The organism is Lactiplantibacillus mudanjiangensis (genome assembly GCF_005405385.1).
GTDB lineage: Bacteria > Bacillota > Bacilli > Lactobacillales > Lactobacillaceae > Lactiplantibacillus > Lactiplantibacillus mudanjiangensis.
This window is the reverse complement of sequence record NZ_BJDY01000003.1, coordinates 345,260-372,036: the sequence shown is the minus strand read 5'-3', so window position 1 is coordinate 372,036 and position 26,777 is coordinate 345,260. Positions and strand designations below refer to the sequence as shown.

The 26,777-nt window shown below is 45.3% G+C and carries 25 protein-coding genes and 1 riboswitch; of the genes, 7 read left to right on the top strand and 18 right to left on the bottom strand.

Annotated elements, in window-relative coordinates:
- Positions 1–9 precede the first annotated feature (9 nt).
- Complete coding sequence (locus FFM84_RS06525; protein WP_130844419.1) at positions 10–741, bottom strand: GntR family transcriptional regulator; 732 nt, start codon at positions 739–741, stop codon at positions 10–12.
- A 187-nt stretch (positions 742–928) separates the two neighbouring features.
- Between FFM84_RS06525 and FFM84_RS06520 the strand changes: the two genes are divergently transcribed.
- The 5 genes from FFM84_RS06520 to FFM84_RS06500 all read left to right on the top strand — a co-directional run bounded on the left by FFM84_RS06520 (position 929) and on the right by FFM84_RS06500 (position 6,584).
- A complete protein-coding gene (locus tag FFM84_RS06520) occupies positions 929–2,278 on the top strand; it encodes a PTS sugar transporter subunit IIC (protein WP_130844420.1) in 1,350 nt (449 codons plus the stop codon).
- Between the two features lie 14 nt (positions 2,279–2,292).
- Positions 2,293–3,381, top strand: coding sequence for a DUF871 domain-containing protein (locus tag FFM84_RS06515; protein WP_130844421.1), 1,089 nt, complete (start codon positions 2,293–2,295; stop codon positions 3,379–3,381).
- Between the two features lie 71 nt (positions 3,382–3,452).
- Positions 3,453–4,349 carry an N-acetylmuramic acid 6-phosphate etherase gene (gene murQ, locus FFM84_RS06510; RefSeq protein WP_165450288.1) on the top strand — a complete coding sequence of 299 codons (897 nt, stop codon included), beginning with the start codon at positions 3,453–3,455 and terminating at the stop codon, positions 4,347–4,349.
- An 18-nt stretch (positions 4,350–4,367) separates the two neighbouring features.
- Positions 4,368–5,258, top strand: coding sequence for a BadF/BadG/BcrA/BcrD ATPase family protein (locus tag FFM84_RS06505; RefSeq protein WP_165444461.1), 891 nt, complete (start codon positions 4,368–4,370; stop codon positions 5,256–5,258).
- A gap of 198 nt (positions 5,259–5,456) precedes the next feature.
- The gene (locus tag FFM84_RS06500) at positions 5,457–6,584 is read left to right on the top strand and encodes an MFS transporter (protein WP_130844424.1); all 1,128 of its coding nucleotides are present in this window, start codon (positions 5,457–5,459) and stop codon (positions 6,582–6,584) included.
- A gap of 275 nt (positions 6,585–6,859) precedes the next feature.
- Here the strand turns inward: FFM84_RS06500 and FFM84_RS06495 are convergent, their stop codons facing one another.
- Together FFM84_RS06495 and FFM84_RS06490 are read right to left on the bottom strand one after the other, a co-directional pair.
- Positions 6,860–7,540 (bottom strand): hypothetical protein, encoded by a 681-nt coding sequence (locus FFM84_RS06495; protein ID WP_137643808.1) that lies wholly within the window; start codon positions 7,538–7,540, stop codon positions 6,860–6,862.
- Positions 7,541–7,629: 89 nt separating this feature from the next.
- On the bottom strand, positions 7,630–8,991 hold the full coding sequence (locus FFM84_RS06490; RefSeq protein ID WP_130844426.1) for an amino acid permease: 1,362 nt from the start codon (positions 8,989–8,991) through the stop codon (positions 7,630–7,632).
- 222 nt (positions 8,992–9,213) lie between these two features.
- Between FFM84_RS06490 and FFM84_RS06485 the strand changes: the two genes are divergently transcribed.
- Entirely contained in the window at positions 9,214–9,669 is a 456-nt protein-coding gene (locus FFM84_RS06485) for an NUDIX hydrolase (RefSeq protein ID WP_130844427.1), read from the top strand.
- 50 nt (positions 9,670–9,719) lie between these two features.
- Here FFM84_RS06485 and FFM84_RS06480 read toward each other — a convergent pair whose 3' ends face one another.
- The 15 genes from FFM84_RS06480 to larA all read right to left on the bottom strand — a co-directional run bounded on the left by FFM84_RS06480 (position 9,720) and on the right by larA (position 25,885).
- The gene (locus FFM84_RS06480) at positions 9,720–10,982 is read right to left on the bottom strand and encodes a glycoside hydrolase family 5 protein (RefSeq protein WP_130844428.1); all 1,263 of its coding nucleotides are present in this window, start codon (positions 10,980–10,982) and stop codon (positions 9,720–9,722) included.
- Between the two features lie 73 nt (positions 10,983–11,055).
- Entirely contained in the window at positions 11,056–12,534 is a 1,479-nt protein-coding gene (locus tag FFM84_RS06475) for an ABC transporter substrate-binding protein/permease (protein WP_130844429.1), read from the bottom strand.
- A gap of 173 nt (positions 12,535–12,707) precedes the next feature.
- The gene (locus FFM84_RS06470) at positions 12,708–14,336 is read right to left on the bottom strand and encodes a peptide ABC transporter substrate-binding protein (protein ID WP_130844430.1); all 1,629 of its coding nucleotides are present in this window, start codon (positions 14,334–14,336) and stop codon (positions 12,708–12,710) included.
- A 536-nt stretch (positions 14,337–14,872) separates the two neighbouring features.
- A complete protein-coding gene (locus tag FFM84_RS06465) occupies positions 14,873–15,607 on the bottom strand; it encodes a gamma-glutamyl-gamma-aminobutyrate hydrolase family protein (protein ID WP_130844431.1) in 735 nt (244 codons plus the stop codon).
- 346 nt (positions 15,608–15,953) lie between these two features.
- Positions 15,954–16,970, bottom strand: a complete 1,017-nt coding sequence (locus FFM84_RS06460) for a polysaccharide deacetylase family protein (RefSeq protein WP_225424746.1) — start codon at positions 16,968–16,970, stop codon at positions 15,954–15,956.
- A gap of 156 nt (positions 16,971–17,126) precedes the next feature.
- Positions 17,127–18,302: a putative hydroxymethylpyrimidine transporter CytX gene (gene cytX / locus FFM84_RS06455; protein WP_130844433.1), complete on the bottom strand. Its 1,176-nt coding sequence runs from the start codon at positions 18,300–18,302 to the stop codon at positions 17,127–17,129.
- A complete protein-coding gene (gene thiE / locus FFM84_RS06450; protein WP_130844434.1) occupies positions 18,286–18,951 on the bottom strand; it encodes a thiamine phosphate synthase in 666 nt (221 codons plus the stop codon). Before thiE ends, cytX begins: the two co-directional genes overlap by 17 nt.
- Positions 18,941–19,768: a bifunctional hydroxymethylpyrimidine kinase/phosphomethylpyrimidine kinase gene (gene thiD / locus FFM84_RS06445; RefSeq protein WP_130844435.1), complete on the bottom strand. Its 828-nt coding sequence runs from the start codon at positions 19,766–19,768 to the stop codon at positions 18,941–18,943. The genes thiE and thiD overlap by 11 nt, the downstream gene beginning before the upstream one ends.
- 14 nt (positions 19,769–19,782) lie before the next feature.
- Positions 19,783–20,577, bottom strand: a complete 795-nt coding sequence (gene thiM / locus FFM84_RS06440) for a hydroxyethylthiazole kinase (protein ID WP_130844436.1) — start codon at positions 20,575–20,577, stop codon at positions 19,783–19,785.
- Positions 20,578–20,664: 87 nt separating this feature from the next.
- Positions 20,665–20,772: riboswitch (TPP riboswitch) on the bottom strand.
- A 200-nt stretch (positions 20,773–20,972) separates the two neighbouring features.
- Entirely contained in the window at positions 20,973–21,803 is an 831-nt protein-coding gene (gene larE, locus FFM84_RS06435; RefSeq protein ID WP_130844437.1) for an ATP-dependent sacrificial sulfur transferase LarE, read from the bottom strand.
- Between the two features lie 23 nt (positions 21,804–21,826).
- The gene (gene larD, locus FFM84_RS06430) at positions 21,827–22,543 is read right to left on the bottom strand and encodes a D/L-lactic acid transporter LarD (RefSeq protein WP_130844438.1); all 717 of its coding nucleotides are present in this window, start codon (positions 22,541–22,543) and stop codon (positions 21,827–21,829) included.
- 3 nt (positions 22,544–22,546) lie between these two features.
- A complete protein-coding gene (larC2, locus tag FFM84_RS16405; protein WP_263854354.1) occupies positions 22,547–22,975 on the bottom strand; it encodes a nickel pincer cofactor biosynthesis protein LarC2 in 429 nt (142 codons plus the stop codon).
- A gap of 41 nt (positions 22,976–23,016) precedes the next feature.
- Positions 23,017–23,835 (bottom strand): nickel pincer cofactor biosynthesis protein LarC, encoded by an 819-nt coding sequence (gene larC, locus FFM84_RS16400; protein WP_130844440.1) that lies wholly within the window; start codon positions 23,833–23,835, stop codon positions 23,017–23,019.
- Between the two features lie 36 nt (positions 23,836–23,871).
- The gene (larB, locus tag FFM84_RS06415) at positions 23,872–24,609 is read right to left on the bottom strand and encodes a nickel pincer cofactor biosynthesis protein LarB (protein WP_130844441.1); all 738 of its coding nucleotides are present in this window, start codon (positions 24,607–24,609) and stop codon (positions 23,872–23,874) included.
- 1 nt (position 24,610) lies between these two features.
- Entirely contained in the window at positions 24,611–25,885 is a 1,275-nt protein-coding gene (gene larA, locus FFM84_RS06410; RefSeq protein ID WP_130844442.1) for a nickel-dependent lactate racemase, read from the bottom strand.
- A 223-nt stretch (positions 25,886–26,108) separates the two neighbouring features.
- Here larA and FFM84_RS06405 point away from each other — a divergent pair, with 223 nt between their 5' ends.
- Positions 26,109–26,774: a Crp/Fnr family transcriptional regulator gene (locus tag FFM84_RS06405; RefSeq protein WP_130844443.1), complete on the top strand. Its 666-nt coding sequence runs from the start codon at positions 26,109–26,111 to the stop codon at positions 26,772–26,774.
- Positions 26,775–26,777 lie beyond the last annotated feature (3 nt).

Below are 26,777 nucleotides of genomic sequence, written 5' to 3'. Positions count from 1 at the left end.
CCTCCGTCATTAACGAATATCACTAGCCATGACCGGTTGTGATTCACTCGTTAAGTGTAACCCAAAGTAGTTTGGCAATAAATAACTCAAGGTATATTCTAATGGCGCACCAGCTTGTAAGACCCAGCGCTCGACTTTCACGACCATCGTGGTTGCGCTCACATGCAAATAATCGGCCACTCGCTGATTAGGCACCATCGTCACCGCATAGTTTTGCTCAAACGGCTGGCGCGCCAAGTCTAAATGCGCTTGTTGCCGAATCAACGCATACAACGAATGTAATTGACGGGGATGCTGCACACTCGCAGCCGACAACAAGTCTTTCAAGTACCATGATTGCGAAAATTCAAAGGGCACCCCTTTAATTTCACGTAACCGTTCAAAATACCAAGTCGGCGTGGCTGGATCAAACTGACTCACCGCACTAACGGGGGTCTGATCGTTGACGACTAATATTGCCACTTCTTCGGCATCGACATCATAAGTGTGGGTATCCGTAATTTTAACGGCTGTGCCGCGATTAAACTTGGACACAAAGCTCCCCTTCCCTTGAATGCGATGAATAAAACCCTGATCGGCCAACGTATTCAACACACGGACGACCGTGGTCGAACTGACTTGATACTTTTGCCGCAAATCACTTTCACTATAAAACGGATCATTCTTTTTAAAATGACTCGAATTTAGTTCTGTGATGAGCGCATTTAGAATGGTTTGATAGATTGGTTCTTTTCGACTCATGATCGCATCTCCTCAATTAACAAGTTAACCCATTAAATGTATATACTTATATCGACTATTCATGTATCTGGTGACTTTTCAGCGTTGTAAGCGTTAACTTCACTAATATCATATGCTATACTCGGTGGTGAATTCAAGTTAATGTGTTAACTTGAGTGATTTATTTTTTTAAGGAGATGAAGTTCTGATGGATCAATCAAGTTCATGGAAAGACAACACTGTCGCCGTCATGGGTAAAATTGCCGCTAACCGTTATTTACGGGCAATTCGTGACGGGATGGCCGTTATTATTCCGGTCGCGATCGTGGGCTCTTTCTTTACAGTTGTCACGCAATTTCCAATCACTGCTTGGACTAATTTCATTAAACCCTATGCTGCTGGTTTAGCTATTCCAATTAATTTTTCAATGGGGTTTATGGCCATTTATGCGGCCTTCGCAATTGCGGGGCGTTTAGCCGAGGAGTATGATTTTGACCGCATTTCAACTGGGGTCGTTTCTGTCATGGTGTTCTTACTACTTGCTGCTAAACCAATTGCAGCATCTACACCAGCAGCGATTAAAGCGCTGGGCTTAAAGGCAGCAGCAACGGTTGTCCCATTGACCAATTTTGGCGCTGCAGGTCTATTTACTGCGATGCTAGCTGGGATTGCAACCGCCGAAGTGACCCGCTTCTGTCGCACGCATAACATGGTCATTAAAATGCCCGATGGGGTACCGCCTGCTGTTTCTGCATCATTTTCAGCATTAATTCCGGCCACTTTCTTGATCGTGGCCGCATGGGTGATCCATGTTGGTTTTGGCTTTGATGTAAACGCCTTCTTGCAATGGATTTTTAGCCCATTAGCTTACTTCGGTAAAGACAATTTAGCTTCAGTTCTTGTGCCAATCTTGTTAACCGATATCGCTTGGTTATTTGGGATTCACGGGGCGGCCTTAGCCACACCAATCTTCTGGCCACTCTGGTATCCAAACCTAAATGCCAACATGGCAGCCGTTGCTAACGGTTCAGTAACTTCTGCCAATGCCCCTCACTTCATGACCGAACAATTTTTCCAATGGTTCGTCTATGTTGGTGGGGCCGGGGCAACCTTGTCACTCTGTATTTTATTGGCATTCTTCTCAAAATCTAGTTACGGGAAAACCATCGGGAAAGTCACCATTATTCCTGGGATCTTTAACATTAACGAGCCCGTTATCTTCGGGGTGCCAATTGTCATGAACCCTTACTTTGCGATTCCATTCGTCGTGGCACCATTAGCCATGGGGGTCTTAACTTGGTTCGCCATGGTTACCCATATGGTCAGTCGTACAGTTGCTCTGGTACCATGGACCTTACCTGGACCTATTGGGGCCTTAATGACCACTGCTTGGGATTGGCGTGCAGCCGTCTTATGTACCGTTAATATCGTGGTTGCTGTCTTCATTTACTACCCATTCTTCAAGATTTGGGATCGGAACCAATTAAAGAACGAACAAAAAGCGGCTGCTGAAGATGCCGCTAAAGCTGCTGGTATCGAAGCTGTACCCGCTGAATAAGAAGGTTAATAATTATGTTAGGAATTTCGGTTTATCCGACTGAAGAAAGCATCGCTTATCTTAAACTAGCGGCGCACTATGGGTTTAAACGCGTCTTTGCGAGTTTGCTTGATGTGACACCTGAAAATAAAGACGCCATTTTAGCACAATTTAAAACCGTCTTTACGGTAGCTAACGAGCTCGGCATGTACGTCACAATTGATGCCAATCCACGGTTATTCGACACGTTAGGCGTTGATTATCATCACCTCGGCTTGTTCAAAGATCTTGGTGCCAGCGCAATTCGCCTAGATGCCAACTTCGATGGCTTAACCGAATCGATGATGAGTTACGAAGACTCTGGTTTAGATATCGAATTGAATCTGTCAGTCGACACGGGAAATATTGGCAATATCATGTCTTACCTCCCCAATAAACAACGACTGAGTGGCTGTCACAATTTCTACCCACAACGCTTTACCGGTCTTGATTTAGATTTCTTTACCAAGTGCACCGAAAAGTATCGGCAAATGGGGCTTAAAACCGCGGCCTTTGTGACGTCACAAGTCGCGACAACTGGACCACATCCATTTAACGATGGCTTGCCAACGTTGGAAATCCATCGTGACTTACCAATCGTGGTCCAAGCCAAGCACTTATTTGCGACGGGCTTAATTGATGATGTCCTCATCAGCAATCAATTTGCTAGTGAAGCTGAACTACAACAGCTCAGTCAATTAAATCAATCACAACTCAGCTTAGCCGTTGACTTTGAACCAACCGCCACACCACTTGAAAAAGAGATCTTGTTAGCTCATCAACACTTCAATCGCGGCGACGTCAATAGTTACAGTGTTCGCTCTACCTTTGTCAAATTGCAATATAAAGATCAGTCCATTCCTGTTAACCATGCTGGCGCGGCCTTGCAACCCGGCGATGTGGTTATTGGCAATGACTCCTTTGGCCAATACAAAGGTGAAGTCAACATTGTGAAACAACCGATGCCAAACATTGATCAACACAAAAACGTTGTCGGTCATTTAGTTCCTGATGAACAATTCTTAATTCCGTACATTCAACCATGGATGAAATTCCGGTTTGAAGATGCCCATCCAATTCAATGACAGTCAGCTGGGGGAGCTGCGGCAATTGCCGTGGCTCTCTTTTGACTTAACCTTAGCTTAAGGAGGAATTTATTTTGAAAACTGATATCAATCAACTCACCACTGAAAGTCGTAATCCGGCCAGTGCCCATTTGGACGACATGGCAACCGCCGACATTGTCACGTTAATGAATCAAGAAGATGCCAAAGTCAGCCAAAGTATCCAGTCACAAATTCCAGCAATTGCCCAAGCCGTTGATCGGATTGTGACAGTCTTTAAAGCTGGTGGTCGCCTCATTTATATGGGTGCTGGCACTAGTGGACGTTTGGGTGTGCTAGACGCCGCCGAATGTGTGCCGACGTTTGGCACTGATCCCGCAATGGTTCGGGGCATTATTGCTGGTGGTGACCAAGCCATGACTGTTGCCGTCGAAGGCGCTGAAGATTCGTTAACGCTTGGTGAACAAGACTTAACGGCCTTGCACTTAACTGAACACGATGCCGTCGTTGGGCTAGCCGCTAGTGGTCGTACCCCTTACGTCATCGGCGCCCTAAAATACGCTAACCAAGTCGGGGCAACAACGATTAGTCTCGCCTGCAACGAACAGGCTGTCATTAGTGAGCTAGCCGACGTCGCCATTGAAGTCGCTCCCGGTCCCGAAGTTTTATCCGGTTCAACTCGTCTAAAGGCCGGCACCGCCGAAAAGATGGTCCTTAATATGTTATCGACAATCGCCATGGTAAAAATTGGCAAAGTGTATCATAATTTAATGGTCGATGTGAAACCCACGAACGAAAAACTCGTCATTCGTGCAAAACACATCATTGAACTCGCGACCGGGGTCGATGCGGTTACCGCGGCTAGTCTTTTTGACGCCGCCAATCAAGATGTTAAAACTGCCATTGTGATGGCTTTAGCCGATGTAGACGTAACTACGGCACAACAACGCCTCCAACAAGCTGATGGCGTCGTTCGTGATGCACTATAACTCAGGGAGATGGGACACATGGATTATGTGATCGGGGTTGATTGCGGCGGTACCAATACCACCGCAATTGCCTATAACTTGGATGGCACACCAATAAAAACCACCGTAACCGGGCCAGCCAACTTAATGGTGGATGACTCGCGTGCCTTAAACAACGTCCGCAACGCCTTGCGGAAATTGTTAGCCAGCGTTGATGGCACTTGCCAAGCCATTACTGTTGGCTTAGCCGGCTTACGAGCTTATCAATTTAAAGAACGGTTCCGTCAACAACTTAATTTACCAACTGAAAATATCCAATTAATCAATGACGCGCAATTAGCCCTTATTGCCAAACTACATGGTCAAGATGGTTTGGTCGTGATTGCCGGGACTGGAGCCATTGTCATTGGTACGGCTGATCAACGACAATTCAGTGCTGGCGGCTGGGGTCATTTACTTGGTGACGAAGGTAGTGGCTATCATCTCAGTTTATTAGCCGTCCAACAAGTCACTATGGAAGCTGATGACCGCCAAGCGACCGCTTTTGGGCAGGCCTTATTAGCTCACTTGAATTTGCGCTCAGTCTTTGAACTGATCGATCATTTTTATCAGTGGGATAAAGCCCGCGTGGCTAAACTCGCACCATTCGTCTTAGCCCAAGCTGAAGCTGGCGATCCAACCGCGATTGGCATCGTCAAAAAATCCGCTCAAGGCCTAGCCACTAAAATCATCCAAGCCCGGCGTAAAGGGGATTGGTCCGATACCGACACTGTTAAGATTGCGGTAACTGGCTCCGTTCTTGAGAAAAATACTTATTATCGTGACATCCTCAAACAAGCCGTTATGGCTGCCGGCTTGCCATTCACCTATTTACCAATTACGCCGACAGTTAGCAACGCGATTGCGGCGGTATATGACTACCAAGATTAAATAAAAAACTAGTCTAGTTGAGGCTAGTTTTTTATTTTGACTGTTTAGTCTAGTTCGATGTTTTTTATAATGCTTGTCAAATTTCACTTTTTACGATAAGCTATGGATAAATCTTAATTCCGATAGCGAGTTCACACTCGTCATGTTACTAGTAAACACTGCTACTAGGCTGGAAATGCCTAAAGGAGTGTTTTTTTGATGAAAAAATCAACTAGCTTACTATTAATCGTTGCCATGAATCTACGCTTGGCCGTAACCGCGATTACCCCATTATTTACCTTGATCCAGCAACAACTAGGCCTCAATAACGCGATCATGTCCCTACTGATCACGATTCCACTACTTTGCTTTGCTGGCGGTGCTTTATTTGCGCCACATTACTTGCAAACGCACCGACTTAAAACCGTCTTACAAGTCATGACTGGTCTATTAACTATTGCCAGCCTAATTCGTCCTTACAATACCAGTATCTTACTAGGTGGCACGTTATTAACTGGTCTAGCCATTGCGATTTTAAACATTACCGTACCCACAATGATTGCACAATCTACTAAGACTAAGGTCACACAGCTAACCAGCTATTACTCAGCCACGATGAATATCGTGGCCGCGATTGGTACAGCGTTAGCCATTCCATTAGCCACTTGGCTCGGTTGGCGACTCGTCATTTGTTTCTTTGCAATTCCTGCTGTTATCGCCTGGTTAAGTACTTTCTGGTTATCACCAACTACAGCGGCGACACCACATCAAAAGACGTCAACGACGCCTAACTTATGGATCGTATTTACCCATGACCGCATCGCTCGACATCTGGCTTTACTAATGGGTCTACAATCACTCACTTTTTATACGTTAGCAACTTGGTTACCTGCCATTTATCAAGCTAGTGGCGCTACCGCTGCAACTGCTGGCATGCTTGCTTCTATTTTTCAATTGGTCGGGGTTCCAGCGGCATTATTGTTAACAATTTTACCAAATTCACGCCAAAAATGGTGGTTACTACTTGCCGGTTACACACTCGGTTTAACTAGCATGGCCTGGTCTGGAATCGGTTGGTGGCTATCGGCGGGCATCTTAGGGTTCACTTGTGCTTTAATGTTTAGCATCGCTTTAAACCAGATTGCCACTAGTAGCTCACACCCCGACGTCATTACCAGTCGGTCAGCTCTAGCCCAATCGCTCGGTTATTTATTAGCCGCTGTTGGTCCGATTCTAATCGGTCAGGGCCAAAGTTTGATGCACAGCTGGCTACCAGCACTCTTTGTACTAGGTGGCTTTATGTTAGCGACAATTTTTGTCGGTCAACAACTGGATAAAATGAACTAAAGGTTGAAAGTTACCTTATTAGTAAGCACAAACTTAATTAACATCCGCGATATAACCGGAGCCAGTTAGTGATGGCACCGGCCGTGAAAATATCGTAAAGTCCGGCAAAACCATCCGGATTTTACGATATGGATGACTTTTAAGACTTAGCGGTGTTGGCTAGGCTTAAAAGCGAGGTGGAAGCCCGATTTTTGGCTGGAGCTGGTCCCCACAGGTGGCTTTAGAAACTAGTAAAAAATGACCTGAACGCGTTGTTCAGGTCATTTTAAATCACACTAATCTTTACCAAAGTCGGCCGCCGTTAATTTTGCTAAGCGTCGCAACAGCCCTTGCATCCCTTGATCAAAAGCCGCCATGTCAATTTTAATCGGCCCACATAAAGCGGCAACTTGGGCCCAGTTCACTTGATCATCAGTCTGCAGCGATGTTTGTAATTGCTCAACTTGCGCTGTGGTCAATTGTGGCAGCTTTTGGGCATCGCCACCTAGCGATCCTAACAATCCATTAATCGCCAATTGCTGGGTTAATAACTGCTGCCAAGCTGCCGGTGTCAACGTGGTCGTCACACGTAACCGAGTGGTCAACGGTACGGCCGGTGCTTCCTTAACTAAAAAGGCTTGCCACGTTGCAAACTGTTGGTCGAGCACCGCATAATATTGCCACGGCAATTGCCAATTGGTTAATTGCAAGGTGCGTTCGGTGAGTGCCGCTACGTCCCAAGCAGGTGCCTCATCATTCGTTGTCGCAAAATCTAACCACTGACCAAAGAATTGTTGCATCGTCTTTTGAATCACGACCCGTTGATGCTTGGATTGCGTCAAATGGTAGCGGACCAATAAATAGTCTTTCACTTTACGGTCATCAATTGCTTGATCTTCATGCGCCGCGTGATGTTGTTTAAACTGCCGCACCACTTTTTTACGACTAGCTTTCGCATAATGTCCTTGTTTAACCATCCCGATGTCCTCCGTTAATTGAATAGTTTCCATTTTAACGCCTAAAAGCCAAATAAAAAAGCCGCATCGTTAATCGACACGGCTTTTGATTAATCCTCACTAATGGTTCGGTGATGATATTTTCGGAAATAGATCAACGTCATAATCGCTAAGAAAACGACCCCAACTAAGATTGAGTACCGTGTTTCTGGATTGATGAACATGAAGACCAACGTTAACGCCAAAAATGCTAACGTTAAATAGTTTGAGTAAGGTGATAATGGCATTTTAAACGGATGATTGGCCATTTTATCTGCATTTTGTTTACGAAACGCAATTTGACTAACCAAGATCACAAACCACGGGACCATCCCCGGCAAGACACTAGAACTATAAACCATCACGAAGATTTCACTGGCATCTTTGAAAAACATCGGCAAAATAACGTTTAAGACAACCCCGATCAAGATACCGACCGAAATAGCGATCACGGCATAAAATGGCACCCCATGCCGGTTTAACAAGGTCATCTTTTTTGGTAATTGGCGATTTTCAGCCAACGTGTATGTCATCCGACTCGCACTATAGATCCCGGAATTCGTCCCGGATAAGGACGCCGTAATCACCACGAAGTTAATAATCGAAGCGGCAGCGGTAATCCCAATCTTGGCAAACGTTTGAACGAATGGTGAGCCAATTTGACTTAATTTGTCCCATGGATAAATGCTGACAATCACGAAGATTGCGCCGACATAAAAGATCAAAATGCGGGCAACCGTTGAACGAATCGCTTTAACCAAGGTACTTTGTGGATTTTCAGCTTCCCCAGCGGTGACCCCAATCAATTCGATACCTTGATAGGAGGCCAACACAATTGACAGTGCGAAGACAAACCCTTTGACCCCACCGGTAAAGAACCCATGTGACCATAAGTTACTAATCCCAATCGCATGACCATTATTCCCAAACCCAAAGAGAATTAACCCTAAGCCGGCAATAATCATTAAGATAATCGTGACCACTTTAATAAGTGAGAACCAGGTTTCCAACGTCCCAAACATTTTGACCGAAATCAAATTAGCTAAACATAGGAAAACAATCGCAATGAGTCCTGGAACCCAGTCCGGCAAGTTAGGCCACCAGTAGCGACAATAACCACCCAGGGCGATCATTTCACTCATCCCAACCACGACAAATTGGAAAACATTACTCCATGCCGTCAAAAAGCCAAAAACTGGATGAATATACTCGGAAGCAAACTTCGCAAATGAACCGGTATTGGGATCGACATACAGCATTTCCCCGAGGGCCCGCATAATCAGATACAAAAAGGCGCCTGAAATGAGATACGCAATTAACACCGACGGCCCCGTCCATTTGATCGTCGAGCTCGACCCCATGAAGAGTCCCACCCCGATCGTGCCGCCCAGTGCAATCATCTGCATCTGGCCCGTACTTAATTTTCTTTGCATAAACTTCTCTCTTTTCGTTAATAAAGAACACTAGCCCAAATAAGCTATAACTTCCATGTTAACTAAAAAAATACTGATACGCAACTCGGTATTTTCACTTTAAAAGCTGATAAATGCGCCACACTGCGGCTTTAGTCATTCTTAGTAAAATTTAATTTACAAATCAACCCCGACTTATTTTCGCGTATAATGGACTTATCCTATGAAGAAAGTTGTGATTCGATGGCAAATTATATCCAAGAAATTCGCGCTTTAGTTGGGCACAAACCGTTACTGTTAAATACGGCCGCCGGCATTCTAGTGAATGATCAGCAACAAGTTTTATTGAACTTACGGACCGACACTCATGACTGGAGCCTACCAGGTGGCTATCTCGAATATGGGGAAACCTTCGCCGAAGCCTGTGTTCGTGAATATCGTGAAGATAGCGGCGTTGATGTTGAAATTGTCGCCCCCATTGGACTCTTTGATCGTGGCGAAACCGTCTATCCCAATGGGGACGTCACCCAGACCATCTCACGACTCTTCTTGGTTCGCGCCGTTGGTGGTCATGTGTTAGACGAGGCCACTGACGAAACGGTGCGCCTAGATTACTTTGACTTTGACAACTTACCCCCATTAATGAACCAACAAACAGCCGATATGTTAGCGGCAGCCGCTGAATTTATTAAAAAATAAACATAAAAAGAGGATGTTCAGTCATTTTAACTGGACATCCTCTTTGAAATTTATGGTTTCCGTAAACCTTTGGTCCCTAATTTAACTTGACCGTCTAGACTGTAGAATTGACCCTTCTTCGATTGCCAAAGAGTCGGTTTCACGAACTTGTATAACTTGCTATTCCAAGTCGTCCAGTCGCTATTCAACAAGCCACCAGTATCACCGGAGTTGTTATTCAAGCACCAGAACGTAAAGTTCAACTTATGCGTCGTAATCAACTTACGTTCAGCTTTCATCCATTTCAGATTGCTACCGGTTAAGTAGCCGCCCCATTCACCAATGTACAATGGTGCGGTCTTCTTCGCATGAATAAAGTACCAGTTCGGCCGCCAGTAGTTCTTCATCAATGAATTGTAAGTAAAGTTACCTTGTAACCATGAGCTCCCTGGTGCCACACTAGGACCGTAATCATGAATCGAATAGACCAGTTGTGACTTCTTCACCTTGACTGGATATTTAGCGACCCCACGTAAGTTGGCACCCCACAACGTGTAGTTGTATTGCGCTGACTTCTTATAGCCAGTCTTCCAACTCTTCGGGGTGCTTTGAACCCCTTCGACGAAGATCAACGCATGCGGATTAGCTTTCAACACTTTCTTACCCGCTTGAGCGGCGATATAGCGCCAGTTGTTACTTGCTTTGGAGCCGTCCCATTTCGCATAGCTGGCATCAGTCACGAGGCCATGTGGTTCATTCTTCAAGTCATAACCAATGATCGTATCATTCTTCTTGTAACGCTTAGCTAACCAAGTTAACGCCGCATAATAGTCTTTAGTGGTATATTTACCGGATTTCCATAATGGTGCATTGTGGCCTTGTGGATCACTCTTGGCACTATGCATATCAATGATGACTTTAATCCCATTTTTCTGGCAATCAGCCAAGAACCGTTGCCAGATCTGTAAACTATTTTTGCCCTTCAAAGCGGCATTGGTACTTAAATTAATGTTCGCCTTGGGATACTTTTTCTGTGACCAAGCTTTTACCAATTGAACAGAAAATGGCACCCGAATCGTATTAAATCCATGATTAGCCACCGATTTAACCGTCTTATCTAAGTTCGCGGTCCATAGTCCATCAAACGTATTGGTCCCAGTGTTATACCAAAACCAATTTAACCCCGTAATCCGAACCGTTTTGCCCCGTGCATCCACAATTCGATTACCCTTTGCATGCAACCAGTCACTCTTAGGTCGACTCGCCGCCTGACCACCGACACTCCCCAGTGCCAAACCTGCAATAAGTGTCAACAACCCAATGCGCCACTTCATTCGATCACCCCGTTTTTTATTTGTAACCTTGCTTTTATCCTACCACCATTCGTTTAAAATCGGTAGGCGCATGCTAAACGGTTTGACCATGATTAATCCGTCGTTCATAATACCGCAATACCCGTGTCAATAGCCAACAGATAACAAAGTAAATCACCATCGCTACCCCAATTGGTGCCACGCCCCGATACGTATCAGCTTGCACAATACCTAATTGATAAATCAATTCTGTGACCCCAATGATCGAGACCATTGACGTATCTTTGATCAGGTTAATGAATTGGTTACCCAGTGATGGCCAAATGATTTTCAAAGTTTGTGGTAAAACCACATAACGTAACGTGGCCCATTGCGATAATCCGAGACTGGCAGCGGCTTCGGTTTGCCCTTTATCCACGGCTTGAATACCGCCCCGGATAATCTCGCTCAAATAGGCCGCGCTATTCAAGCCAATCGCAATCATCCCGGCTGTTAAGGCCGAGACATCGACAAACATCCCAATGCCAAAGTAGACGAACATAATTTGAACCATAAGTGGTGTCCCACGAACGAATTCAACATAGGCCGTTGCTAACCAGCGCAGTGGTCGACCGGCACTCACCCGTAATAAGGTTAATAACAAGCCTAAGATACTCCCCGTAATAATCCCCACTACAGCAATCAATAACGTATATTGCAAACCCTTAATGAAATAATCACGATAATGCCACATTGACGTATTAGCCGTATTCACCTTTAAGTATTTTCCGGCCGTTTTTAAATACCGCTTTTGAATCCAGCCATGCCGTTTAACCTTAGCTAACGATCGATTAATCGCTTGCTTCAAGCTAGTTGATCCTTTTTTCAAGGCAATCGCATTCCCCGCTTGGGCCGTACTGGTTTTAAAGTGACCATTAATCGCCACTAAACTTGGATCATTTTTAGCATACGCCGTCGCTGAGGCTGTTCCTTTAACCACGGCCGCCACTTTATGGGTCTTTAACGCCAAAATTAAATTAGCCGCACTACTCATCCCGGTTAATTTGGCAGCTGGAAGCTGTTGTTTGATTAAATTATATTGTAGCGTGCCAGTTTCGGCAGCGACTTTTTGACCCGCTAAAGCTTTTTTATTCGCATACTTAGCCTGGTCTGCCCGATTAACCAGCAACGCCTCGCCTTCGGTATAGTAAATGTTGGTAAAATCAACACTCTTACGTCGGGCTGGTGTTGGGCTCATGCCAGATAAAATCATATCTACTTTACCAGTCGTTAAAGCCGGCAGTAATGAGTCAAATGCCAGCTTCTTAACGACCAACTTAACGCCTAGATCATGAGCAATCTGTTTGCCCAATTCGACATCCATCCCCACAATCTTAGCTTGTCCATGCTCATTGATCTGAAATTCATATGGTGGGTAATTCGGTGATGTTCCCATAACCAACGTCCCTTTGGCTTTGACACGTGCCAATGATTGATCGCTAGTTGCTGCATGGACTGACAAGTTTAATCCGCCCATCAGCATGATTAAGCTCACTATTCCCAGCAACCAAACGCCTAACTGTCCTTTTTTCATCCCGCTTGCCTCCGTTACAAAATTAAACCAAGTATAAGCGTTAATGATTATTAATACAATATTTTTTGAAATAAAAGTATTTTTATGCATTTTATTCGAAATATACTGTATAAAATACCTCTGAGGACAAAAAAATCGCTCAGTCATCTCAGACTGAACGATTAACAACTCGTTTACTTCCAATAAGCGTAACGATAAAGGGCATCCCGCAACAACGTAAAGTGGACACCACCGACTTTACTACTGATCAAATGTGCTGCGGCCGTTTGATACAACGGTGTAACCCCTTGTTTTTCAGCAACGAGTTTAGCCGCTTGTTGCATGGTCTGATAACGCGCAGGCTTTGACTGCGTGCCAGCCGTAATTTTAGCAATCAAGCTTTCATATTGCGTATTCTTAAACTTCCCAAAATCAACCGAATTCGTAACCGAAGCTTTGTTCAAGAAATCAATTGGATCTTGGAAATCACTTGACCAAGATAAGGTGGCAAAGTCAAAGTTACCTTTACTCAACGTTGAGATTTCATTGGTCAATGGCACGGACTTCACATTAACTGTGACCCCCGACAAGTTCTTTTCAATCGCGGCTTGAATAAATTCGGCAACCGACTTGTTAACATCATTGTCATTGGTCAACAACTGCAAGGTAATCTTCTTTTTGCCCAAACTAGCTTGAGCCCGACGCCAATATTTCTTAGCCTTGGCTGGACTGTACGTATATAGATTACCGGTGTCAGTGTTGAAGTCTTTACCCGTCGTTGGGTTCTTGGTATTTCCCGTTGGAACTAACGACGTGGCCGCTACCGATCCATCCTTCAAGACATTCTTCACTAATGACTGGCGATTCAAAGCGTAACTCACCGCACGCCGTAAATCAGCATTCTTGGTGAGCGTCCGTTTTTGGTTCCATGGCATGAAATATAACTGATTGAGCTTAGTGATGGTCAGATTCTTGTTAAGCTTGCCTTGTTGGGCACTGGCCACTTGAGTCCCAGTAATTTGAGTGACTTGCACCGCATTACTTTCAAATAAATTTTGTGCCGTCGTATTCGTCTTAACCGTTTGAACTTTTACATTTTTGATCTTAACCGATTTGGCTGCATAGTAATGCGTATTCTTGGCATACCGCCACGTATCACTCGTACCATCCCAGTCCTTTAAGACGTATGGTCCATTTGACAACGTCTTAGTCGCAGTCGTTCCATACTTGTTACCATACTTTTCAGTAAAACTCTGTTTTAACGGATAAATTTCGGTTGCTAACCGATAATTAAAATACGGTACTTTTTGTTTCAAAGTAATCTGTAGCTTGTATTTGCCGATCGCTTTGGCCCCTAGACTGCTGACGGCTTTTTTGCCACTCGTAATCGCGGTGGCATTCTTAATCTCCGCCACATGACCGACTTCTTGTGACTTCGTCTTGGGGTTCACTTGTCGTTGTAATGAATAAACAAAATCCGCTGCCGTTACGGCTTGACCGTTCGACCATTTCGCATTGTGCCGTAAATTAAAGGTGTACGTTTTGCCGCCATTAGTTGGTTTCACAATCTTTGTGGCAATCGCCGGAACGATCTTCCCTTTTTGATTAGTCGTATACAACCCTTCCATGAACTGGGCAATGGCAGCCTGACTAGCAATATCGTCGGCTTTATTTGGATCAGCTGTGGCAATCGCTTGGGAAGCCGTCACCGTTAAAGTCTTGTTGGTTGTTGAACTCGTTGATTTATTTTGACCACAGCTGGCTAAAACTAAGCCTAGTGCAACCAGGCCCAACCCACTGAGCCACTTTTTTGATGTTTGCATATATTTACCCCTAACTTAAAACCCATTATTTTAATGTAGTTGCTTGACTAAAGGTTGAAAGGTGTATTTTAGCAACTATCATTGATATGGCAAGTGTTTACCAATCAAAAATAGTTATGCTTGCCACCTGCCATTCACCCACATCGAGCCGGAACGCTGTGGACGAACTGGTCGAGCCACAAAACGGTCTCGACCATCGTTTTGAACCGTCAAACCCACGTTTCAAAAGCGCCGAGCTCTAAGCGATAAATCGCTAAGAGACTCCCATGGCTGGGCTCAATGTGAGCTCACTCTCGGTTATGATAGTGGTGACTAGATCAGTTTGTGTTCGCGAAATAACCGAAGTCAGCCAGTGATGGCGCTGGCCGTGAAAATATCGTTAGTCCGGATGATTTTCCCGGACTTACGATATGGACGACTTTTAAGACTAGCGGTTTTAGCTAGGCTCAAAAGCGAGGTGGAAAGCCCGCACTTTGGCTGGAACCGGTCCCACAGCCGGCAGAATCGCTGGCTGGCGTAGGTGACATAGTTAACTTTCAACCTTTAGTTACTTGAATAAAATGTTTAAATAATTGCGCCATCACGGGATTAACTGCCTGCATTTCTTCAGGATGCCATTGCACCCCTAATTGTAAGCCGCCTGCGGTTGATTCAATCGCTTCGATGACTTGATCGGGTGCACTAGCAACGGCTTTAAATCCCGATGCCACTTGTTTTAATGTCTGATGATGAAATGAATTGACTGTCAGTTTAGTTTGTCCCAGCCACTCAGCTAATATCGAATCAGCTTCAACGTCAATATGGTGCATCCCATAATCGGGATGTTGTAATTGCATATGCTTTAAGGTCCCCTGACCGGCCGGCATATAACTGGTATCTTGGTACAACGTCCCGCCATAACACGCATTCAAGAGTTGCACGCCGCGACAAATGCCCAAAATCGGCTTGTGCTGTGCATGCGTGGCTTGAACCAAGGCTTGTTCATAGGCATCTCGTTCTGGATCGATCTGGCTTAACTTGGCTAATGGTTCTTCGCCATAAGTTAGCGGATCAATATCGTCGCCACCACATAGTAATAACCCATCGATTAAGCCGACGTAGCGGGCAATCGTGTCAGCATCATCAGTCACTGGCAACATCAACGGTATCCCACCATTATCTGAAATCGACCGCAAATAGACGCGATTGACATAGTCTCGTTGCCGTCCAGGAAAGATTTGACTATTGACGGTAATGACACCCGGCGCAATCCCAATAATTGGTTTACTCATTTTAAACACGACTCCCTCTCTTTTTTGCCAAGAAAAATCCCTACAGGCATCAACTTGCCTGCAGGGACGATTGGTTTCGCGGTACCACCCTGACTTGTGACAATTCGTCACCTCAGCTGGTTCCTATCGCGACCATGCGCACTAGCTCACACTAGTAATACTCCGAGCCCATCTTCCGTATTTGGTCTAGCTGCCCTTTCACTGTCGACAGTCGCTAGTCTAGCCCGCCACACGTACTCTGCTCATCATTGTTATTAATAATTAAAATTAAATGGTTGTTTGGTTAGTTATAGATTAAATTTATTGATTACAATTGTCAACCGAAAAGTTGGCTAGCCTTAAAAACTTATTTACCAGCCGTCCGATAATTACCAGCCGCAAAGTATTGTAAGCCTGGTAAGGCTTGTTGATTCAATAACTGACTGACCGTGACAAAATGGTACCCCTTCGCTTTTAATCGTTTAATAATCGTTGGGACCGCGGCGACTGATGGTGCATGAATGTCATGCATCAACACAATACTTCCTGACCGGGTCGCGCTTAACACGGACTGAATATCTTTTTGTGTATTCAGCAGTGCCCAGTCACGCGAGTCAACCGACCAACGAATAATTGGATGCTGAATTTGCCGTCCTTCAGCAGCGGTAATATTGCCATATGGTGGTCGCATGTACTGTGGTAATTTGCCGGTTGCCGCATAAATCGCCTGATCAGTCCGAATCACTTGGTTCACACTGGCGCTAGTGCCAATTCGACTAAAGTCAGGATGATTCCAGGAATGGTTCCCCACTTCATTGCCAGCCGCCAAGACGGCTCGCGTGATTTTTGGATAACGACTCACGCTTTGACCTACTTCAAAGAACGTTGCATGCACATGGTTGGCTTTTAACGTTTTTAGTAACCGCGGTGTCAAAGTTGGATCAGGACCATCATCGAACGTCAACGCCACCACTTTCTTGTATTTCAACGGACTAGTCCGCGCTGATTTTGGTAAATAGCGGTTCAAAATCTTACCAGTAAGTTGGGCGTACGGCAAAGTGACCTGTTTAACGTTAAATTTATTTGGTAACAGGTTCATCCGTAGGCCACTAGTCGTTAAGGTCGCCTTTTTCGTCATATGCGTTGGCAACTTCACTTGATAAACTGCCGGCACCCGACTAGCTTTAGCGTGTGTTTTCGTTAAAATCGCTTGGCGGGCAACTTCCCGAATTGCGGCTAACCGATGCGGATTTTGATTGGTTAATTGACCAAACGTAACAGTCTTTGACTGACTGGCAGCCTGTGCTGGCAACCCAGCACTCCCCAAACCGCCGATAACCACTAACAAACTTAACCCATAGATCTTTAACTGACGCATTTTCATCATCAGTCCCCCCTTTTAATATGGTTTGTTTAACTAGCTTTATTTTACGCCTAATGCGCAGAAAACACCGGTTAGATTACTCGGTGAAACTAGAAATATTCCCCGGGAAATAATGTGTCTTTAAAGTAAACAAAAAAACGTCGTTTCCGACGTTTTTTAAGCTAATCGTTTCAGCGGTAAAGCTTGCCCTGACAGCCATACTAAGCCGCCTAAGCCAACTAGCACTAACAGTGTTGTCCCACCCGGGAAATCTAATTGTTGTAGCGGGTAATAACCCACGGCCCCAATTAACCACCAACTAAAGTTCGCCCATAATGGCAAACTCGCTTGCCGTACAAAGTAAGTGACGAAAATAATGGTATAAAGTGGCGTAAACACTGATCCAATTAAGTATAAAAAGTTTTCATAATAGCGCATCGATAAGGTCACTGCAATGATGAATCCCATCACCGTCACGACCATCGCCACCCGGTTAATCGCTCGACTGCCAGTAATATTAGCTAAGCTGGTCGCGGCTGAATAGGCATCCAAGAAGGTTGTCGTCACGGTTGAAAAAACGATAATGAGTAACGCGACCAATCCTAATCCCGACTGCGTTAAAACCGTCGTGATATCCGTTTGCCCAGTCCGCAAGACAACCAACAAGCCAGTCATAAACATCACGATGCTGCCTAGACAATACCCCCCAGCACTAACTAATGCAATCGGCGCCGGTCGATCAACGCGTTGGGTGTAATCCCCAATGACTGGTAACCATGACAAAGCCATCGTGACATTCAATTCCACCGCTTGCCCAAAAGATAGTGAACTGGTCGTCGGTACACCAGCGCTTGCCGGCGTGGCAAAAACCAAGCCAAGCATGACGATTACCCCGATCACCAATAATCCAACAATGACATTGTTTAATTGGAATAACCGCTGAGCATCTAACCGTAGCCAAATTAAAATCAACCCAGTAACAATCAATGCCATCACTAACGGGCTTTGGAAATGAATAAGCTGACGACTAACTGCATTCATTGCCAGTTGCGCATTGACAATCATCACGGCTGTCCAGCCGATCAATTGCAAGGCATTTAACCCGGAAGCCAAGGTGACGCCCAACTTACCAAAGGCTAATTTAGCGGTACCAAGGGCTGAGCGCTGCAACTTGGCACCTAAATAACCAGCCGGAAACAAGAACAAGCCCCCACCAATCAGATGACCGAGTAAAATAGCTGCGATCCCACGCGATAAGCCTAATGGGGCTAGTAGTGTCCCGGTCACGATTTCTGCAATCGAAATCGCAGCGCCGAGCCACAATAAAAATTGGCTCCTATATAATTTTGTCATCGGTCACCCCCGTGCTGAGCATCGCCCGCACCGTTCGTTGAATATTTGGGCTTTGGGTCACCATCGAAATAACCGCACTACCGGCTGCTCCGGTCCGTCTAATTGCCGGTAATTGCGATTCAGTGATGCCACCAATCGCCACAATTGGCACTCGAGCGGTCTGCACCAACTGTTTAAGTTGCTTGAGACCGACCACTGGATCAGCATCGGCTTTAGATGTCGTCGGAAAGATCGGACCACTACCGATATAAGCCAAACCAGTTAATCGATTAGCCTGCTGAATTTCCGTTAAGGTCGAACAAGATAAACCAACGAACAGTCGACCTTGAACGCGTTGCAAGACGTGTTGAATTTGATCATCGCTTTGACCAACATGAATGCCATCCGCGCCAATCGCCAACGCCAAGTCCACATCATCATCCACAATAAACGGCACACCTTTAGCTGTACACAACGCTTTCAATTGACGTCCCAACGCTAATCGTTCAGTTGCTGTTAGTTGGCTGGCCCCTTTATCGCGAAACTGAAACGCTGTAATCCCCGCAGCTAAGGCTTGTTGAACAACGGTGACCAATGAGCGACCTGGTACATCTTGAGTGCCAGCAACTAAATAAACTTGTAATTGTGCCGGATTAAAGTTAATGGTCATCGCGGCTCACCTCCGTACTAGGTGTCACCCAATGATTCAAGGGTCCATGACCGTGGCCAACTTGGATCGTAGCTTTAATGGCCGCGGCCACAAAAGCTTTACCCGTTTCAATCGAAATTGATAAATCAGCCCCTTTTGCAAGTTCTGCGGCAATGCAAGCTGACAACGTATCGCCCGTGCCATGGGTTCGCTTCGTCGCAATCCGTGGCGCACTCAACCAGAAATGTGACCCATCAGCCAACAGGACAAAATCACTTGCTAACTCAGGGTTATCACCATGACCACCTTTGATCATCACATTTTTAGCTCCTAATTGTTGAATCAGCTTAGCCGCCTCGATCATGTCAGCCGTGCTTTCAATCGGTCGATCCGTGAGTGCCACGGCTTCCGGCAAATTCGGCGTTACTAAGGTGGCCAATGGTACGAGTTCCTCGCGCACCGTTTGAATGGCATCCGCTGCTAACAAAGCCGCACCACCTTTGGCAATCATGACCGGATCAACTATCAATGGCCCAAAATCCACTTTTTTCAAATTCTCGACAACCGCATGCACATGTTCAGCATCTGCCAACATACCCGTCTTGCAAGCCCGTGGTTTTAAATCCGCAGCTAATGATGCAAACTGTTCATCAATTAGTTTGGTCGGTAAGGCCATAAAATCTTGAACCCCTAACGTATTTTGCGCCGTCACTGCCACAATCACAGCCTGCCCGAAAACATGCCGAGCTTGTAATGTCTTTAGATCCGCCATCACACCAGCGCCACCGCCACTATCAGTCCCTGCAATGGTTACCACTTGTGGAAATTCATTTGCCATTTGCTTTACCTCCATTAATCCTCATAATCAGCCACCTCAGTTAATTCCGATACGGTCACCAAATGTAATTTATCAATTAAGTCAGCCGCAAATGTGCCTGGTCTTGGTGCCGTAAATTGTTTAGCCACCAACTCACCGGTACCGGCCAAAACTAAGCACGCCGTTTGCGCCGCATCAAATGGTGCATCGGATTGTACGGCTGTAAATGCCGCCACAATACTCGATAGCAAATCGCCAGAACCGACATGCAATTGAAATAACTCAGTGCCGTTGTGGACTTTAGCGACTTGCGTGCCATCGGTAATGACATCCGTTGGCCCTGACAGGACGATCACACAATGATATTTTTGCGCACAAGCTTTAGCAATAGCTACCACATCGCCCGACCCGTTCCCGGCATCAATACCCTTGGCTTGCCAATCCACACCAGCTAACGCGGCAATCTCTCCGGCATTCCCACGAATCACCGTCATTTGGATCGTTGCCAACAAGTCCTGTGCCACTTGTAAGCGATACGGTACGGCCCCAACCGCGACTGGATCAAAAACAATCGGTAACTGCCGCTCATTTGCCAACCGGCCGACTATTTGCATTTGGTTAACTTGGGTGGTTGTTAACGTCCCCAGGTTAAGACAAACAGCACCAGCAATGGCAATCATTTGATCGGCTTCGGCAACTTCGGCTGACATAATTGGCGATGCCCCAACCGCATTTAACCCATTAGCAACATCTTGAACAGTCACGAAATTGGCAATATTAAAGACCACCGGATTTTGTTGGCGCAACGTGGTTAATAAGTCTAACTTCATTTGAAATTCCTCCTTTTAAGCCTCGTATCACGCCAACTCAAAAAGCGGTCCCAGTTCAATGACACATTGAACCTAGGGCCGCTAAATAAAGCTGCAGTGACACTTTCCCTACGCAAGTCTGAACTTACAGGTTCGAAGGGATCGGTGCGCACTTGCACCGTCTCAGCCCGACTACGGACACCCCTAGTGTTTAAGATAACTATTTGTATGCATTCAGTGTAGCGGTTGTAACCGTTATCGTCAACCATAGATTTTAACTATGTTTCACGTGAAACATAAAAAATGAGTTTAGGACAAAAACCCCAAACTCATTTCAATCTCTAAATATTTATTGTCGAAACGTGACAGAAGTCAGTTAGTGAGCATTAACTCCCCGACTTCTGTCTCACTCTAATTTAAGCGAATGTTGCTAATTGTTGTTTCGTTAATGTATCGTTCATCCGACCACTACGGAAGCCACCTAAATCTAAAGTCACATACCGGAAGCCTAATGATTGTAATTGACGATTGACGCGATCGTTAAAGACTAAGAAGTCACCGATACGTGCTTCAGGTAATTCGATCCGCGCAATATCATCGTGATAACGAACCCGGACGGTTGGAAAACCTAAGCCACGTAAGTAACTTTCAGCAGCCATTACTTGAGCAATGTTTTCAGACGTTAAGGTCGTGCCATATGGGAAGCGTGATGAAACCGAGCATGAAGCTACTTTATTCCAGTTGTTTAAGTTTAATTCTTGAGCTAAGGCCCGAACATCAACTTTGTAAAAACCAGCTTCTTGTAATAAACTCCGGGCACCAGCTTCGGTCCGTGCCTTTAAACCGGGACGATAATCTTGCTCATCGTTTTTGATCATCCCATCTAAAACTGCCGTACTTCCGTTTTCGGCAGCCATTGCTGTCAAACGCGTGTAGAACATCTTCTTCGCATAGTACCAGCTATCTGGCGTGTTATGTTCAATATGATCATCACTCAAGTAATCCAAAATCGTAGTTTCAATCGGTGCGCCGATTTCTTGGGCCAAACTAACTGCTTTATCGAATTCTTCATCGGTAAATAATTCAGAGTTAGCCACGACCGCCGTCACATGATCAGCGCCTAAAACATCCAAGGCCATTTTTAAGATGACCGTACTGTCAATCCCACCAGAAAAGGCGACCGTCACGCGGCCTAAACCTTTCAATAAATCAGTTAATGTTGCTTTCTTCGTTGCTAAAGTTGTCATTATAATTGCCTTCTTCATTTTAATTAGTTAATTCCAAAAAATCCGTGCATGAACCAAGCCGCACAGGCCGCGCCAATAAACGGCGCAATTCCAGGGACAACAATTCCATATTGCCAGTCGCTATCCGCTTTATTCGCAATCGGTAAAATAGCGTGTGCGATCCGTGGTCCCATATCTCGCGCCAAATTCATCGCAAATCCAGTTGGGCCACCCAGACCCATCCCAATTGCCCAAACCAGTAAACCGACACCAATCGGCACGACTCCAGGCGTTTTGACTGTCGAAATGGCTAAAATCCCAGAAATAAAAATAAACGTATCGAAAAATTCCACAAAAAAGTTCCGCGGTAAATGACGAACCGCTGGTGACGTACAAAATAAATTGCGAATCGTAATTGGGGAAATTTCACCCTCTGAAGCTTTAAAGTGATCGGCATACATGACCCACACGATCACCGATCCAATCACCCCACCAAACAGATCGGCTAGTGAATAGGGGATAAAGCTCGTCCAAGGTAAATTGCCTAACAAACATTGTGCTAAAACCATCGCCGGGTTAATGCACACATTGCCAAAAATAAATAACGCAATACTAATCCCAAATCCCCAAGTCGTAATCGCAAAGATGTGTCCTGAGCCACGATATTTTGTCCCCTTGAGTACCGTACTACAATGCACCCCAACCCCGAAGATAATCATCAAGGCAGTGCCCATAAATTCTGCTACTAATGCGTGTAACACCGATTAGCCCTCCTCATCTAGTTGTTCTAATGCTGCTAAAGCCGCTTGATAGACCATCATCAATGGCACTTGCTGTATTCGTGCCAAGCTAGCACAATCCGCATATTCCGGTGTTTTTTTAATGATGCCATCATATGTGGCAACCTTTATTTTGACCGGTCCATACGGCGTAGTGGCCGTTACGAAATGCCGCCGCATGATCGTTCGGTGCCACGTTTGATAACGCACGCCGATGGTACTGGTCTCGGCTAAAATCAACTTGGTTAAAGCCAGCCGATCACTCGGTGCACTTAACACTGACAACTTAATTGCCGGTCGATTCTTTTTCATTTGAATCGACGTAAAATACACGTCATAGGCCCCGGCAGCTAACAACTGCGTCATCACATAGCCCAGACCTTCGCCAGCCTGATCATCTAAATTCGCTTCCATCAAAATGACGGCATCTTTAGTTTGATCAACAACTTGTTGACTTAGTTTTTTTTTTCGAATAAAACGGCCCGTAAGCCATTCAAGCTACCCGTTTCACGCTGACCAAAACCATAGCCGACTTTGGTTGGCGTACTCGTTGGTAGTGGTCCAAATGCGGTGACCAACGTTTTGACAATCCCCATCCCAGTTGGGGTAATCAATTCCGTCTTCACATCCAATCGTTGATGAATCGGAATGTCTGTCCCGACTCGCATCTGCATGACTGCGGGCACCGGCACTGGCATTTGACCGTGAGCGACATTGATAAAGCCACTGCCGTCAGTGAGCGGTGACGCTTGAACGTCATCAATTTTCATTAGTTCCAGGGCCACACAACAACCGACAATATCGACAATTGAATCTAATGCCCCAACCTCATGAAAGTGCACCTCGGCCAATGGCATTTGGTGAACCGTCGCTTCGGCTTTGGCGATCTCCGTAAAAATGGCGATAGCGCGTTGCTTAACCGTTGCTGATAAGTCACTGCCATTAATCAACGCTAAAATGTCATTTAAATGCCGAGCCTCATGATCATGATGATGCGCATGTTCGGCAACCTGCTGATGTGGCGTTGCTTCCGAATGATCGTGGTGATGATGTTCCACAAAGCCGTGATCTTTTCCGCCAGCGACTTGAACGTCAAAACTGGTCCCATAAATGCTGCTTTTAGCCAGCCGTTCGTGAGTCAACTGATAGCCAGAGACTGGTAATTTAGCTAGTTCTTGTTTTAAGGCCTCAAAATCCAAGCCTAAATCTAGCATTGCACCTAAAAACATATCACCGCTAATGCCAGAAAAAGCATCCAAATACAATAATCGCACGTCAAGTACCTCCTTTGTTCAGTTAACTGAATTTTTCTACAATTGATTAATCATACTTGCTGAATAAGCGGCACCAAACCCATTATCAATATTGACAACGGTAATCCCAGAAGCACAGCTATTGAGCATCGTAAGTAACGCTGTCATGCCTTGAAAGTTCGTCCCATAGCCAACACTCGTGGGCACCGCAATTAGTGGTTTATCAATCAAACCACCAACCACACTAGCCAGCGCGCCCTCCATGCCAGCAATAACGATGACCACTTTGGCACCGCGGATGACATCCAGCTTGGCAAACAAACGATGAATCCCTGCCACACCGACATCGTAGACCCGTTCAACATGATTGCCAAAAGCTTGAGCTGTAATGGCTGCTTCTTCGGCCACCGGTTGATCAGAGGTTCCGGCCGTCACGACAGCGATGTAATCGTCCGTGGCTGGCGTTGGTAAGGTCCCCACCGTCATACATTGGGCTGCCGCATGATACACCGCTTGTGGTAATGCGGGTTGCAGCGCTGCAAATTTTTCGGCCGACAATCGCGTCGTCAAAATCGGCGTGATTTGTTTGGGCATCGCTTGAATGATCCCAACAATTTGAGTGGCCGTTTTACCGGCACCGTAAACGACTTCCGGCACACCATTGCGCTGTTGACGACTTAAATCAACGTTGGCAAAACCCAAGTCGGCAGTTTGACTGGCTTCTAGTTGTGCGCTAGCCGCGGTGGGCGTTAGTTGCCCAGCCGCCACTGCCTGTAAAATATCTAACGTCGTCATCTTACTTGACGATCACGCCAAGCCCATCAGGCACAACGGTAACTTTAGCATCCTGACCTTCACGCTCATAGGCTTTTGTCATGGCTTCATCCAAGGTTTTAGCTAATTCCATATGCATCCCTGTAATTAAGTCTGGATCAACTAAATCTGACACAAAAATGACATGATGATGAACCAAGATCCGGGCAAAAATTTGCGCCGTCCATTGATCAGGAATTGTCTTTAGTCGTGGCGTATTAATGGCTTGATCTAAAAAGTCTTTAGGATCATCAACATCAGCTAGATTATGGTAGAACCCTTCACCACCGTGACCATCACGAGCCCCAGCAACCATCACAATCGTGCCACCTTCTTTGTTAGTCGCTTCCGCCGCTGTCATCCCTTTAACGGCTTGATAAATGTTTTGATCTAATGGGTAGCCCCCATTAGTTGAAATGGCGATGTCGCAAGGAATTGCGGGGACACTAGACAAGTCTTTGACAAAATCACATCCGACCTTGTGGGCAGCTTCCATATCACCAGCAAATGAGCCGATGATCTTTTTATCTTCGTCTAAAACAACATTAACGATAAACGCCAACTTCGCGGTCCGCGCCGCATAGACCATGTCATGATGGATCGGATTATGCATTAAATTCCCGGTCCGCGCTTTTGGTGAGTTAATAAATTCCCCAGAATGGTTAGCCATAATCGTTTTATAAGACGCAATCCCTGGCAAGACCGATTTTCGACCACCGGAAAAACCGGCAAAGAAATGCGATTCGATGAACCCTTCAGAAATAAGTAAGTCGGCTTCCGCCGCAACTTTATTAATAATGCAATCACCACCAGAAGGTAATTGGCCAATTTTGACCATACTGTCATCATCGGTAGACACATGCATCACGATCTCTTCATTAGCCACAATATCTTCACCATATTTGTTAACTAATTCTTCATGGGTTGATGGCCGGTGAAAACCAGTCGCCACTAAAATCCGAATCCGTGCATCTGGTGCCACCGATCGTAACCGCCGTAACAAAATCGGCGTGATAATGTGTGACGGTACTGGCCGTGTGTGATCTGAACTGATAATCACGATATTGGTTTTGCCTTTTGCGAGACTTTCTAAGCTAGGCGTCCCGATCGGGTTGTCTAACGATTTTTCAACTGTTTCACTTTCAGAGAGTTTGTTATGATATGTTGCCGCTTGCGAAACTAATTTACCAGCAAAATTTGCAGCTGGTATTTCAGCGGTCAACGTGGTTTTGTCATAAGGTAGCTTGATTGCAACCATGGTATTGGGCATCCTCTTTCATCAATTAATTTTTTAACACGTAGCTCTGGTTATACGCGTTTCTAATCAACTTGTCCGTGACATTTAAAGTGTTCAAAACGTGTTAACAAATGTATACTTTAAATGCGATTGTCTCGATTTCAAAAAACGGTATGATGGGCAGAGTGATTAGTTTTCGGTCAATCGCCGCCCTAATCTCATAAATGAAAGAACTGAATCTAAGATGGTACTAACAGATATTGAATACTTATTAAGCTATTTAGAGGCGCACCACGTGCCGACCATTCAAAAAAAGCGTCATACGTATTTGACGTATCACGGTTTGGCCGAACATTATACGTATGTTTTAAAAGATGGCATCATTAAAAACAGCATCATCTTGCAAGATGGTCGCGAGTTTAACTTATCCTATATTGCCAAACCCGATGTGATCTCGTTATTGCGTGACGAAGTCTCCCGGTCAACGGATCAACCATTCAACGTCCGAATTGAATCTGACTATGCGACTTTTTATCAAGTGAATCGCGTGGATTTCTGGAAGTACGTTAATCGAACACCAGAATTACAAAACTACGTTAAAAACTACTATCGAAAAAAGTTGTCTGAAAATATTTTTCGCCTACAACGAATGGTTATGAATGGGAAGAAAGGCGCTATTTGTGCGTTTATTTATAGTCTTGTGGACCTATTCGGCCGCAAAATTAAAGATGGCATTTTAATTGATTTCGTGGTGACTAACGATGATATTGCCGGATTCTGTGGCATTAGTTCCCGAAGCAGTGTCAATCGGATGCTCAAAGAACTACGTGAAGACGGCGTGCTCTCAGTCAAAAATCACAAATTTGTTATTCAAGATATTAGCTACCTCTTAGATCAAATTGCAAATTAAAGA